The organism is Tianxiuia mixotrophica (genome assembly GCF_050596425.1).
Lineage (GTDB): Bacteria > Bacillota > Clostridia > Peptostreptococcales > Acidaminobacteraceae.
The window spans coordinates 3336082-3348943 of the sequence record NZ_CP192292.1; the positions used below are offsets into that span (position 1 = coordinate 3336082).

The window sequence follows — 12862 nt, forward strand, 5'->3', positions numbered from 1 at the left end:
TTTTGATTCTTAAATCTCTATATGTGGTATAGCAAGGGTGCTTGAATGATATTATGCAAGTCGCTCAGTATTAAAATAGTCCCGAAGGCGTTTAGAATACTTTTTTCTCTGATCTGCACTGGAATCCATTCTTGTGCAGGCATATAGATTGTCATTGTCATAACGCGGAAAAACATGAAGATGATAATGCCATACGTCTTGATCCCCTGCCGGTTCATTGTGTTGTCTGGATGATACACCATCGCACTGATACACTTTTTTTAGGGCAATGGCAATCTGCTTCTCCAGTCTATGTATTTGATAAATATACTCATCGGGCAATTCATAGATATTTTCAAAATGTTCATTGGGAACAATAAGGACATGTCCCTTATTATTCGGCCACCAAGATGAGGCTATAAAGGCTGTAACATAATCATTTCTGTGTACAATGTCGTCTTGCCTAGTCTCGAGCTTATCACTTTCTATGCCCTTAACGACTTGGCAAAATGGACAATTATAATCACTTGGTTTATGAGAAACCATGAGGCCTTCCTTCCTATTCAACATGTTCAAGTATGATTTTATGATCAAAACCTCCACGTTCACTTTTCTTGGTTTTTTGAGCCGCTTCAACATCGCTTATATCGAAGTCAAAATGTTTAATGATGGCCTGCATAACTTCATATATGTCAGCAAGTTCTTCAGTACACGGCGCCTCGACAAACTCATTCACTTCTTCTAATAGCTTACGTTTTAGCATGGTCTCATACTCTTCAAAGTCTGCTATATGGGACTTGTACTTTCTACCACTACTGGCTATAATCTCAGGAATTTTATCTCTTACAAGCTTATTGTGACTAATCATATTCGCCCTCCAGGTTCTAAAGTGAGTCAATAATTTGGGTTACAGTGTCATGAACGTTTAGATCACTTGTATCTATTTTGATGGTATCCATAAGTCTATAGGCTTCAAGACGACGAATGCTGTCTTCAATTTGATCGACCGATCGCCCATCATACATCATTCTTTCCCCAAGTCTTTTTTCACTGCACATTAAAGTGAATTTATAGATGCTTATATCTGAAAGGGGTAATCTATCTATAATCCTCTCCATAAGCTCATCATGGGGAATGACCCAGCTGAAAACCACATTTTCAAAGGTGACATTGTTCAAAAAGTTGGTGAGCAAGCAATTGATGTTGTCTTCGACCATTCTCTTGTTACCTTTTGTGACCTTAAAGGGATGCATCATCCAGCACCAGTCACCGTCTAGCCAAACTGAGTTATTCAGATTCTTGTAAAGTTCTTGACTCACAGATGTCTTGCCAACACCAGGGCTGCCATTTATGATAATTAATTTTCTCATACATGCTCCATTCATGGTATTTTCTAGTTTAATCCCCTTCAATTGGCTTTACAAAACATACTATTCTATTGGCTTCATGAAATCCAATCCGCTTGTGAAAATCAATACTGGCTTTGTTTTCAATTTCACAGTCTGAAGCCATTTCTATGCACCCTATCGACTGACCCCAAGACTTTGCATACTCAACAAGTTCATTTGCGACACCTGTTTTTCTATGGGCCGCCTCCACATATAAGCCTTCAATGTAGGCGACCGGTGATGATGTTGTTCCCTCTACATAGTCATTCCTAATGGACAACTGAATAAATCCAATGTGGTCTCCGCTTTCTTTTTTATACATAAAGATAGGCGCGGTTCTTGAGTTTATTGCGTTTTCAATCTCTTCCAAAAACTCTATTTTGTCCATATCTGGCCATAAGTTGAGCCCCATCTTGAGACAGGCATCTATATTTTCATGATTAATTTGTACGATCATACTTATCGTCCCTTCTAGTATCTGTTTTGAGAATTTCGATAAACTCACTTAGGTTTATAAAGTTCTATCTTTCGTCGCTGTACAAACTGAAGAAGTCAATTGCCATCCAGTTCTCATCGATCCATTTTTTATTCAGTCCGTTATAATATAAGAATCTCTTACTTTTATATTTATTTTCTTGAATATCTAGAACAAGACCAAGTGAGTCCGTATTCATCCCATAAACCTCAATTGACTCTTTTTCTAGTTTTGGTGCCACTTTATCCTCAATGTGTCTTTTGAGCGTTTCTATTGTTTTTTCATTGTCTATGCTCTCAACCTGAACTTCAAACATATACACATAGGGTTTAAATGGCTTGACCACCTTTATAGACTTGATGCTTGGATCAACAAGCATCATTGAAGATATCAAAGGTTCAAACTTCTCGCCATTCATCTTCCTATCTGTCATGTCTAAAGCCATGTTCTCATAAAAATCAGTTTCGTGGTCTATAAAGTCAAAACTCCAATATATAAGTAAGGTTTCTTCTGAAAAAATTCGAACAGTGACCCGACTAAGATCATATTGTCCATATAAGATTTCTTGATATGGCATAGCTGTCATTTTTAATCCACTTTGTAATGTAAGGATTGTAAAATAGTCTAGTGACCGTCTTACATTAGAACGGCTGACATCCTCACCAAATTTCAAATTGATGCAAAATTCGTTTTCTACATAATATGCTTCGTGATGCTCCAAGTCTTTAATTTTAAAATTTTCAATAAATAATTCAGATGCTGCCTTATCGATTATATAGTGACGTTCATCGATGGGACTGGTATCTAAATACTTTTGCATTTCTTCATTTGGTTTTGTGCAAGCTGATAAGAAAATCAGTGAAAATATAAGCAGTATAAAATTGACTTTTATTCCTCTCATCTATGCCTCCTCGGTTCCATTTGAAAAAACATATGTATTTTATAAACTTAATCTCTTTTTAAGCCTTTTTTTATAATCTTTTTTTAACCTTTTTCATAGAGTTCAAAATGACACAAGGCTCAAATTCTTAAATGTTTGGCATAGTTAAAAATAACCATTTTCTACTGCTTGAGTGTTTTCAACTCAATTATGGATACATATATGACAGGCGTATTTTTAAAAAGGAGGTACTTATGATTCGTGTTTTAAGAAAAAGCATTATCTTGACTCTGGTTTTTCAACTGGTTTTTTCCACGGGAGACTTGGCTCAAACAAGATCCTATAGTCTCGTAGATAGTGGTGACGGTAGCCAGGTTTTTAACTTTTTCCAATCAACTGACAAGTATGACTCTCCAAGTTCCGAAGTTGAAAAAGAACTGGATGAACTGTTGACGAACACATTCGATCAAAAAGATAAGAGCAAGCTTATTTACCGTTATATTATGTACCGTGACCAAAAAGAAATTGTCCATTTTTTCAATCCCACTGAAGACACTATTTTCACTTTGGATAAAAAACCTATACCTATCGAAAGTATAGACGATTTTTCTGGTGTTAAAGATGCCTTTAACGACCTTGATGCCCTTGTTGAAGGCTTGCTTCCCTTAGGCTACAAAATTACAATTTATGATGATGAAATTTACATTTTAGATGACTATGAGTACTTGCTAGATAAGTATGGCGATCAAAGTTTATTTGAGCCATTTACCTACTTAAAAATAATGAACATATATACAAAGTCTCCTCTAACGCCCTATTCCACATCCTCTGATGAGGTTGATTTAGATGAACTTATAGCCCTTATTTCCATGTGTGAAGATTTCATGGCAAAGCCCTATAAGGATTTTGCTTTTGACCATGTTCGTGAAATATATTCAGATATCATGCCAATTTTCTACGAACAAATTGTCCCTCTTGACAGACCAAAACTAGAGGAAAAGTTACAAGATAAACTTTCTGAAAGTCTAGTAACGGCCTCCCTCTCGATCTATTTTGACTTACTTGATGATGAAGAGACCACTGCCTCTCAATTACAGGCCTTTATTCAGGATATCCTTGATCAGCAAATCAAAATTCTAACTTTAAAATAGAAAAAGTTGAGCGTGGCCGAAATTATAACTTGAACTTATGTATTTTATTTTCGGATTAAGTTTTCGAGTTAAGTTTCAATAAACTTTCGGTTCTTAACTCAGTCAATAGCAGGGCAGATTATTTTGATCTATAAAAGCAAAGATAAATCCGTTTAATGACCGTAAGATAATACGTGATTTAAACGGATTCACTTATTTGGCTTCTTTTCATACTTCAAAAACAAATCTAGAGTCTCTTCTCTTCCGTAATCCCCTTGACCGTATAGATCCATGTTTTCTTCTGAATAGTAGTCCTCAATTTTACTATTATTTGATTCATGAAAACCAAGCTTTTTATATGCCTTTATAGCATTTAGGTTTTTTGTCCATGGACGAATAATGAAATCCCTGATTTGATATGTCGTATTTAAGAAATGAACCAGAGTTTGTATTGCCTCTGTTCCCAATCCTCGTCCCAAGAACTTCTTTTGACATAGCCAAATGTCCAGCTCGGCATATGGTATTTTTTCGTAGCCACAATCATAGCTAATGCTCCCGATTATTTGTTTATCAAGTTCTATAAGCAGATAACTGCCATCCTTGTTTGGCATGCCTGTGTAATAAGATTCCCCCTCTTCAAGAAACTCTACCCAGCTTGGCGCTGGATGGTCCTTATCAAACATATACTCATAAACGTCTTGCGAAAGAAGCATGTCAAAAATTTTCTTGCGGTCTTTTAGTTCTGCAAATGTCAATTGAATCCGCCTGGATTTAATATTTTTCACAAGTTCCACCCTCCTTAGTCATGCCGTAAACAACCTATTAGATAGCATGACTTAACACCATGACACCCATAGAAAACATCTTTGACTTTGACCTTTAAGGTCTTACTCATAATAGTCTCAAATCTCTGATGTAAGGCTTCTATAAAGGCATTGTTCTCTTGAATATATGCCACTTTTTCCTCTTGTGTGAAATCATCATCGTTTTGGATGCTTGAACTATCTTCTTCTATTTCACTGATTTTGTCTCCAAGCACAGTCTTAGCTCTTTTCAAATATCCCAGTTTGCTAAGAGCGTATAATAGCATTTCCATATCTTCTGCGTTTAGATATATCATGCCCCTATCTCTTTCATAAATATCCACAACCTTGTCGTATTCTTCTAGCAAAAAATACAAATGTACCAGCTCAAAAGTGGATATTTCTGTATCTTCCCCTCCTATATATTTGTTATAAAGTTTATCTGCAATAGTTAGAGCCTTTATGTTCCGATTTAACACATGGTTGACAATAGCAGACATATAAAAGGCTGTATCCCTCATATCACTTGTTTTACTGGTTATAGATAGGTCTTCAAGAATACTCAATGCTTTTTCATAAGACTTATTCTTCACTAAAATATAGGCCCATATATGCCTCATATAGTCTGGTTGGACTCTCTTAAAATTTATCTTGTTAATTACTTCTAATGCTTTTTCCGGACTGGTTTTCACCAATAAATATGCCAAGGCATAGTAAGTTTTTTCATGACACGATCCAAGTGGTATAATTTCAGTCAAAAGCGCCCTTGCTCTATCTGGATCATCTTTTTCTTCGTCATAAAAATAAGCTAAATTATTCACGATGACACATAAATCCCCCTCTGACATAGACCCTCTTAAACGCCCTAAAGCCTCTTCCATTATTGCTATGGATTCATCTGTGTCCTGATTTCTTTCTAGTCTCGCTATAGCCAGTTGACAAATAGCCTGAACATTTTGTGGATCATCTTCAATCACGTCCTTGAGAAAGATCATGTAAGCATCTATGAATGGACCTTGTGACTCGTGGTCTTTTACCTGTGCCATGTTATCCATTAATTTTGTGCGGTAATTAGAAACGATCAACCTATGCCTCCTTAGGCGTGCTTGCCACTTAGTATTCTTTTATATCTAGTAATGAACTTAATTCAGGCACTTTCAAAATTACAGATCTATACCCTTGCTATCTCATATATAGAATTTTTGATTCTTAAATATCTATATATGCTATAGCAAGGGTGCTTGAATGATATTTTGCAAGTCGCTCAATTAAAGCAAGTGATCCTGTTTTCACATTATTTCTCTTGAAACACAAACACCTCTGGGCTCACTTCGTATTCCCCCACAATGTAATAATAATTTCCTTGAATCACTAGAATCTTCTCATCAAAAGCCAAGCTGCCTCTCAATATTTTTTCATCGAAGAGTTGAAGGGAGTAGATCCTGGTTTCAGTCTCATTAGATAAATATTTTAGTAGCGGAGCCCTAATGGCATGGATACGGCGAAGTTCATCCCACACCTTATTCCTTTGAAACTTATATTTCATTTCCTTGGTTGTTTTATGCTCTGCTTGCCTAGGGCTTGATTTTGGAAAATACGATGTGATTTCTATTGTTTCCACCCTCTGTGTATTGACCTTTGTATGTAATATTTTATAAGCGTTTCTCGGATAGAAATAGGTCAGTAAAATAATTATGCAAAAAATAAATAGGATCTTCCTTTTAGCCATCGTAAAGTCATCCTCTTTCATATTTCACTTGTTCACGAACTTTTTTTAATAGTGCTTCAGCTAGACTATGGATTTTTTCCGCATAGGGACTCAAAGAATTATTGCCTACTTCTGTCTTGCCAAATGCTCCAATATAAGTTGAAGCGCTATGAAACGATTTGAGCTCGAGCCACGTGAATCATCTTGACGGTATGTGCCACTAAGGGCTTTTCCAATTTCAATGGCAACAATGTCTTCGTCTAGCTTATGACTGATAGTGGTCTTATAATTTTCTTCGGGATCAAGAACAACCACATGCCAATCACCGTTCTTTAGAGTATTAAGACTTTCCTCACTAATATTTCTATTGATGATCAAAACATCATATTCTTCTGCATCTAAGTTGGGCAATTGATCCAGACTTACTTTTTTCATTTCAATGTTGTTCCCAATTTTATAGGGAAAGCTGCCTGAATGTGCAATCATGAGCTTTTTTTCTGACTGAAGAACAAGAGCACTTCTTTTATACTTAATGAAGTCCTCTATACTCTTATCTGTCCACTCTATCGCTTCGATATCTGTATCCGTACCAATAATCGATACTCTATGTTTGATTTCACTGACAACTATTTTCTTAGACTGTGGTAAGGAAAAAACAACCTGACTGGGCTCATTTTCTATGTTAAAGGCATCTAATGTCCCGTCATTTATATATGCAACAAGTAAGTCTTTACTCTCTACAAACTCTTTTGCCTTTAATACTCTATACTGATAAGAATAATCAACCATAAAATCTGGTTTTGAAAAGTCTACCTTACTCAGCAATGCATGATTTTTAACACTGTACACGCCTAACCTTTTTTCAAGATAGGCCACACCAACCATTTTTTCATTCTCAATCGCAACGATTTCACCCTTATGCCACTTATTGCAATTATGTATACGAAATGAGTCCCCTGTATGATAGGTTTGTGATTTAAAATATTTGTTGATTGTATATTCCTTTTGATTTGGTATGAATGCCTTCCAGAAGTATCCTACAAAAAGGAGTAAGACTATACCTATAATGCCTGCTAAAATTTTTATGGTTTCTTTATTCATAATGAAAACCTCAGATACAAATGTCCCTAGATCTTGTATAGCGCTGTATGTCAACATAGTTGTCGTGTTTAGCTAATTTTTTCTCTCTGAATGTCCACTTTACTTGGGTTTAAATACACTGTTTCTTCCACTTCCCAGTTTCTTGTCGATCTACTCCACCTATGTGGATTTTTTGATCGTGCTTGTTGATACACTTTATTACGTTTTTCGGTTATCATTTTTGATTTACCGTCATGTCGTTCTTTAGGTGTCATGAACTTGATACCACGATGTCGATGTTCAGTATTGTAATATTTCGAAAATTCCAAAACCCACGCACGTGCTATCTCAATAGACTCAAAGCCATGGTGTGGAAATGTCGGCATATACTTCACAGTTTTAAAAAATGATTCAATAAAAGCGTTGTCATTACTTACTCGTGGTCTGCTATTTGATGGCACAATACCAAGAGAATATAACGTAGTTAAAAGCGATGCACCTTTCATGGGGCTACCATTGTCAGAATGAAGAACTAGCGGTTGCAGGCCTGAAAGCACATTCTCTGAATAACATGCTTTGCGTATGAGTACACTTGCATTCTCAGCACTTTCATTTGGCCAGATTTCCCATCCGACAATCTTACGACTATATAAGTCGAGTATTAAATACAAGTAGTAATATATGCCTTTAGCTGCTCCTGGCAACCAAGTGATATCCCACATCCATACTTGATTGGGTCCTGTGGCTTGATGTGTTGTCATATGGCGTTTTACGGGTTGTTTTGACTTCCCGCGGTGGTTGTTTTGCTTATGTTCGTTAAGAATTCTATAAAAGGTAGATTCTGAGGCAATATATATTCCCTTATCAGCAAGTCTAGGTACGACTTGTGACGGTGGTAGATTTTGATGTTCAGGTTTATTCATTGCCGTTAAAACGGCTTGTTCTTCTTTTGGGCTAAGTTTGTTTTGAGGTGTAGGTCTGATTGCATCAGGACGTTTATCCTTCGTTTTTTCACCTTCCAAACGCCAACGCTGCAGCGTTCTTTCGCTTATATTAACCTCGTTACATGCCATGAATTGTCGAGCGCCAGATGATACAGCTTCATCGATAACTTCCATTACTGCTAAGCGATTTGATGCTGAAGTTAATCTTCCTCGTCCGAATTCCAAATCGCATTCATCTTTTTTCTGAGGACCAGTAGTGCGGCTGCTTCAGCTAATGCTTTTTCTTTACGAATGAGCTCTTTTTTCACTGATTTCAACTCAGCATCTTTAGTCTTTAATTCTTCTTTTACTTCGTTATCAGATGTAGTTTTACCGGTAATAAACGTTGATTTCCAAGCGTTGATTTCATCAACATAAAGTCCTTTTTTACGACAATATTCTGAAAGCTCTTGTTGGTTTAAATGAGCAGTTTCTATAATAATATTTAGCTTTACTTCATTCGTGTATTTTTCGCTACCTTTGGTATGTGTTTGTATTACTGCGCCGTGTTCTTTAGCATTTTTCTTCCATTTATAAAGGGTTTGTTCAGGGATGTTATGTTGCTTTGATAACTCGCTGACTTTCACATTCTGTGGCGGCAACATTTGTTTTATTATTTTTGCTTTCAGTTGTTTACTATATCTTGGCATCGGGTTTCTCCTTTTCGCATTACTCTCAATGATAGAGTAAATTTCACCTCCCGACAACTAGGCTAACATATAGGGATAGGGCCATCACATAACTGTCCATATACAATTAGACAGTGGCACATCTATGCCAACCAAGAAAGAATGAAATTAACAAGTGCCAAAATAAAGAATATCAAGTTCAGGCTATCTAGTCCTGGTAGAACATTTCTTTTCATTGCTTTGGGATTTTTGATCCTATAAATCAGTTCTAAATACAAACCGACACCATGACCAGTTGTACCTTCCCCTGTCCTGCTTATTCCCAAGACGTTGTACAAAAATAAAAAGAAATAAATAAATCCAAAAAATGCAAAGAATAAGGCCTTGTCATGTGTTCGAACCATGAACCAGACTTCAAAGGCCAGAAAAAGACCTATAAGGACCATGCTTAACTTGTCGACTTTCAAAACATCCGCCTCCTATCTTTTAGGAAATTAAAAATCACTCCATATACTGTATATGACCATTTATCTCAATAAGATGGTTTATAAAAGCTTTCTTATCCTCTGGAGATACTAATATAAATATACCTGGCCCTCGAATTTCAATCCGGTCTAGGGACAAAGCTGGTGCTGACAGAGGGTTACGAGAGTTCCGTATTGTCTCAAATTTTGATATTTCATACTTGCGTTTTATTGGGCCACTACGGGTTATTAATGTGCCATTTTCTATGGTGTAATATGTTGCAAACCAAATCCAGTATACGAAAATTGTTATTAGTAAGACCAAACTGCTTTGGAAACCTATCCCTTCCTGGACAAGCATTACAGCGGTGGTCATACCTGTTGCTCCAAGCATTAAAGCCACCAACCAAAAATCTTTTTTCGACCTATAAGACATGCTACACGCCCCTTTCATTTTGATATATCCTTTTTACCCTAAACATATACTACTAAGGACTACAGATCCTTCTTATAACTGCTGCATATAGAGGGTGTTTGGATAGAATCCCATCTTTTTGTAAAAGGCAATTGTGGATTCATTTTCTTGCGAAACTGTCACGCCAATAGATTGACATGCCAATTCTTTCATCCATGACAAATGATGCTTAACAAGTTTTTTCCCGATGCCTTTACCGCGTTTTGAAGCATCCACGTGCATGGATACCAGTTCACCCACCGACTGACACGCAGATGAAATACAGTATCCAATGATTACTTCATTTTCTTTACAAAGGGTAATTTTTAGTGTATCACCTTCATACGTTTTGAACTTCTTCATACGATCTTCAAAGCAAATCCCCTTGTAAGCATGTCCAAAGTGCTCAGAGCTTACTTCATGGTAGATTCTATTTTTTTCCCAAAGGTCTTTTATTAAATGAATATCACTATAGTCAATATCAAAGTATTCCATTAAAACCACTCCTTGTTCACAGGGCTTTGAAGTGCTCCTCTTATCAACGATTTTCTCATCAAGATAACAAGCCTTCTTTTACTAATATTGAATATTTTTCCACGGTTTCCGAACAAAAAATGTCCCTTTCTTTAAAAGTGACACCTCTGTAAATAGTGGCAAACGACTTAAAATACCTTTATATCAGGACGTTCTTCTAAGTAATAAGCCAGCCGGTCTTCTTTGTTCTTGTTATGAAATTCGAAAAGATGACCATCATAATCTCTAACATAAACAGACCGGCCCTCTTTTAAGTTTCTTGACCGACCCAAGGTATAATCTACCTGATGGTGGTTGATATGCTTAATAAACTCTATTTGGTCTGCCTCCGACATTGTAAAAGCTATGTGTGTATATGTTCTGTCCCTATCCGGGGCAGGGATTTTTTCTTCCACATTCAAGGCAATCCATATACCTGATATACTAAAGTAAGCTAGTTTTTCCCCTTTTGCCAATATTTCACCACCCAAAACCGTTTGATAAAACCAAATGGATTTGTCTAGATTTTCTACAGCAAAAGTAATATGGTTTATTCCGCTTATTGTGTATTTCAATTATTAAACCTCCATTCAGAGTTTGTAATTCTATTAAATATGCACTTCAGACACTTGTAAAATTACAGGCTTAAAGCCTTGTTATACCATATACTAAATTTATTATAGAGTTATGTTTTACAAGTCGTTCATATGTGTATGTGCACTTACCACCCCAGAGTTTTACCGACCCTTTAAGAGTTAGATATTGCTGAAATCTACAAGTCTTAAATTGAACTCTACAGTTTAGCCTAGTTAATATATCCAAGGTGTTTTCCAAATAAGTCCTAAATTGAATGTCATGATTTCCTCTTTTCTTATATGCTCTGTCACTTATTCTCAAGTTATCTGCTGAACCAAGCAACCTAGATATTTATACGCAAATTACTTTGTCTGTGCTTGAAGCTTTAATTTTGAGTGTAATTTTGACACATTCACTGACTCAGACTTTTGTCTACAACATAATTATAGACTGGATCATTATTATTTTTATAATCCTCAAGACTATACTCAATTTGAACATCTGGCGCTAGAGTGTTATTGTCATGACCTGGATAAAACTCAAAATACATTGTGGAGCATGTCAAGATTAAACCACTATTTTCTAGCTGGATCATACGTCCATTGCCATAGCTGTTTGGCATGCCACCTGTCTCTTGACCCAGTATGGTTGCACTTGTCCACCTTTTTGTCATTGTAGCGGATGCAACTCCTGATGAAAATGTTCTATTACCAACCATAACAAACAAGCGATCTGGAGTGTTAAATTTTTTGTGCTTTAAAAGCCCTGAACGAAAGGCATCAAAAACACTTGACCCGCCTCCCATGTTATAGCGCATATCCACAGCAACCTTATCAATGTCATTGTCACCAATATACTTCCAAACTTCATCATTAAAGTCATTAAAACTGTAGTTTTCAGTATTTGCACATCTATCATAGTTTATCTTAATGATCTTGTTGCTCCTGTCATGTTGGTACCAATAATTTTCGCCCTCTAGGACATCAATTGAGCTCACTATATTATTCAAACGATTGTTATAAACAAATGTGTCATGAGGCGATCTTTCACCTGATAGGTTTTTAACCTTGACTTGTTTAAACATGCCCTTATCTTCATAAGTTAATGTGGTATAGGCTGGGTCATCTGATAGCCCCAGTGCCTTATAAAACATTGGTACACGCAGGAGACCAAGGGCATTTGCATCTTTCCAGTGATCATTTTCTGCTGGGACTAACTCTTTTAGGTCCGAAAACACTGTGTCTATATCATGATTTTCTATCTTTACGATTTTCTTGAATAATAAGTTCTTGTATGTTTCAGTTGCATTCACGCAGTAGATTTGTCCATCAATCTGAACAAATTTCAAAGGCATAATTTCATTGTTGTATTGATACTCCCATTGTAAATAGGTATGTCCATCACCAATCTTAGCAATAAGCCGCATAATTTCCAGCATGATTTCGTCATCATTTAGGGCAGAAATCCTATTTTTCAAAAGTTGAGATTCAGCATCAAAGGCTGTTTGACTCATGTTTTTATATAAATCTTTATGGGTTTCTTTTAAGAACTTTGTCATCTGATCAATGTCACTTGACCACTTTTCCACTCTTTCATTTTCAGTTGTTTGATTGTTCTTAGCATCATTCTTCTTAGCTTCTCCAACACTATCTTCACTTTTTAAAGCCAGCTTAGGAGCCTTTACCGTATTCTCATTCGGTGTATTTGTAGATGGCGCACTTTCCCTAGTCTCTGAAGCACAGCTTGCCAAAAGCACCACCATAACAACTGCACTAATGAGTATTCGTCTGTTTTTCATTG

General features: G+C 36.3%; 16 protein-coding genes. 1 reads left to right on the forward strand and 15 read right to left on the reverse strand.

The window, feature by feature from the left end; all coding sequences use genetic code 11:
* Positions 1–51: 51 nt before the first annotated feature.
* From ACQ4KW_RS14725 to ACQ4KW_RS14745, 5 genes are all read right to left on the reverse strand, one after another.
* Positions 52–549: an HIT family protein gene (locus ACQ4KW_RS14725; RefSeq protein WP_430883247.1), complete on the reverse strand. Its 498-nt coding sequence runs from the start codon at positions 547–549 to the stop codon at positions 52–54.
* On the reverse strand, positions 539–847 hold the full coding sequence (locus tag ACQ4KW_RS14730; protein ID WP_430883248.1) for a nucleoside triphosphate pyrophosphohydrolase: 309 nt from the start codon (positions 845–847) through the stop codon (positions 539–541). The genes ACQ4KW_RS14725 and ACQ4KW_RS14730 overlap by 11 nt, the downstream gene beginning before the upstream one ends.
* 16 nt (positions 848–863) lie before the next feature.
* Entirely contained in the window at positions 864–1349 is a 486-nt protein-coding gene (locus ACQ4KW_RS14735) for an AAA family ATPase (protein ID WP_430883249.1), read from the reverse strand.
* 28 nt (positions 1350–1377) lie between these two features.
* Positions 1378–1824: an aminoglycoside 6'-N-acetyltransferase gene (gene aac(6') / locus ACQ4KW_RS14740; RefSeq protein ID WP_430883250.1), complete on the reverse strand. Its 447-nt coding sequence runs from the start codon at positions 1822–1824 to the stop codon at positions 1378–1380.
* A 64-nt stretch (positions 1825–1888) separates the two neighbouring features.
* The gene (locus tag ACQ4KW_RS14745; RefSeq protein ID WP_430883251.1) at positions 1889–2743 is read right to left on the reverse strand and encodes a hypothetical protein; all 855 of its coding nucleotides are present in this window, start codon (positions 2741–2743) and stop codon (positions 1889–1891) included.
* A gap of 233 nt (positions 2744–2976) precedes the next feature.
* Here ACQ4KW_RS14745 and ACQ4KW_RS14750 point away from each other — a divergent pair, with 233 nt between their 5' ends.
* Positions 2977–3873 (forward strand): hypothetical protein, encoded by an 897-nt coding sequence (locus ACQ4KW_RS14750; protein WP_430883252.1) that lies wholly within the window; start codon positions 2977–2979, stop codon positions 3871–3873.
* A 188-nt stretch (positions 3874–4061) separates the two neighbouring features.
* On the opposite strand, the gene ACQ4KW_RS14755 is transcribed toward ACQ4KW_RS14750, so the two are convergent.
* The 10 genes from ACQ4KW_RS14755 to ACQ4KW_RS14800 all read right to left on the reverse strand — a co-directional run bounded on the left by ACQ4KW_RS14755 (position 4062) and on the right by ACQ4KW_RS14800 (position 12860).
* Positions 4062–4637: a GNAT family N-acetyltransferase gene (locus tag ACQ4KW_RS14755; protein ID WP_430883253.1), complete on the reverse strand. Its 576-nt coding sequence runs from the start codon at positions 4635–4637 to the stop codon at positions 4062–4064.
* 14 nt (positions 4638–4651) lie between these two features.
* Positions 4652–5740: a tetratricopeptide repeat protein gene (locus ACQ4KW_RS14760; protein WP_430883254.1), complete on the reverse strand. Its 1089-nt coding sequence runs from the start codon at positions 5738–5740 to the stop codon at positions 4652–4654.
* A 209-nt stretch (positions 5741–5949) separates the two neighbouring features.
* Positions 5950–6384 (reverse strand): hypothetical protein, encoded by a 435-nt coding sequence (locus tag ACQ4KW_RS14765; protein ID WP_430883255.1) that lies wholly within the window; start codon positions 6382–6384, stop codon positions 5950–5952.
* Positions 6385–6489: 105 nt separating this feature from the next.
* Positions 6490–7521 carry a hypothetical protein gene (locus ACQ4KW_RS14770; protein ID WP_430883256.1) on the reverse strand — a complete coding sequence of 344 codons (1032 nt, stop codon included), beginning with the start codon at positions 7519–7521 and terminating at the stop codon, positions 6490–6492.
* 11 nt (positions 7522–7532) lie between these two features.
* Positions 7533–9076, reverse strand: a protein-coding gene (locus ACQ4KW_RS14775; protein ID WP_430883257.1) for an IS3 family transposase whose coding sequence is annotated in 2 segments (ribosomal slippage) — positions 7533–8623 and positions 8623–9076 — 1545 coding nt in all. Because the reading frame shifts where the segments join, the coding sequence is not laid out codon by codon here.
* A gap of 122 nt (positions 9077–9198) precedes the next feature.
* Positions 9199–9522 carry a hypothetical protein gene (locus ACQ4KW_RS14780; protein ID WP_430883258.1) on the reverse strand — a complete coding sequence of 108 codons (324 nt, stop codon included), beginning with the start codon at positions 9520–9522 and terminating at the stop codon, positions 9199–9201.
* A 34-nt stretch (positions 9523–9556) separates the two neighbouring features.
* On the reverse strand, positions 9557–9955 hold the full coding sequence (locus ACQ4KW_RS14785) for a PH domain-containing protein (RefSeq protein WP_430883259.1): 399 nt from the start codon (positions 9953–9955) through the stop codon (positions 9557–9559).
* Positions 9956–10027: 72 nt separating this feature from the next.
* Complete coding sequence (locus ACQ4KW_RS14790) at positions 10028–10468, reverse strand: GNAT family N-acetyltransferase (RefSeq protein ID WP_430883260.1); 441 nt, start codon at positions 10466–10468, stop codon at positions 10028–10030.
* Between the two features lie 167 nt (positions 10469–10635).
* Positions 10636–11061 (reverse strand): VOC family protein, encoded by a 426-nt coding sequence (locus ACQ4KW_RS14795; RefSeq protein WP_430883261.1) that lies wholly within the window; start codon positions 11059–11061, stop codon positions 10636–10638.
* Positions 11062–11474: 413 nt separating this feature from the next.
* The gene (locus tag ACQ4KW_RS14800; RefSeq protein WP_430883262.1) at positions 11475–12860 is read right to left on the reverse strand and encodes a hypothetical protein; all 1386 of its coding nucleotides are present in this window, start codon (positions 12858–12860) and stop codon (positions 11475–11477) included.
* Positions 12861–12862 lie beyond the last annotated feature (2 nt).

Bases quoted from the DNA above. Each gene is read 5' to 3' on its own strand.
- ACQ4KW_RS14785 (WP_430883259.1), bottom strand. From the start codon at position 9,955: ATGTCTTATAGGTCGAAAAAAGATTTTTGGTTGGTGGCTTTAATGCTT.
- ACQ4KW_RS14800 (WP_430883262.1), bottom strand. From the start codon at position 12,860: ATGAAAAACAGACGAATACTCATTAGTGCAGTTGTTATGGTGGTGCTT.
- ACQ4KW_RS14745 (WP_430883251.1), bottom strand. From the start codon at position 2,743: ATGAGAGGAATAAAAGTCAATTTTATACTGCTTATATTTTCACTGATT.
- ACQ4KW_RS14790 (WP_430883260.1), bottom strand. From the start codon at position 10,468: ATGGAATACTTTGATATTGACTATAGTGATATTCATTTAATAAAAGAC.
- ACQ4KW_RS14725 (WP_430883247.1), bottom strand. From the start codon at position 549: ATGTTGAATAGGAAGGAAGGCCTCATGGTTTCTCATAAACCAAGTGAT.
- ACQ4KW_RS14765 (WP_430883255.1), bottom strand. From the start codon at position 6,384: ATGGCTAAAAGGAAGATCCTATTTATTTTTTGCATAATTATTTTACTG.
- ACQ4KW_RS14735 (WP_430883249.1), bottom strand. From the start codon at position 1,349: ATGAGAAAATTAATTATCATAAATGGCAGCCCTGGTGTTGGCAAGACA.
- ACQ4KW_RS14730 (WP_430883248.1), bottom strand. From the start codon at position 847: ATGATTAGTCACAATAAGCTTGTAAGAGATAAAATTCCTGAGATTATA.
- ACQ4KW_RS14750 (WP_430883252.1), top strand. From the start codon at position 2,977: ATGATTCGTGTTTTAAGAAAAAGCATTATCTTGACTCTGGTTTTTCAA.
- ACQ4KW_RS14770 (WP_430883256.1), bottom strand. From the start codon at position 7,521: ATGTTGACATACAGCGCTATACAAGATCTAGGGACATTTGTATCTGAG.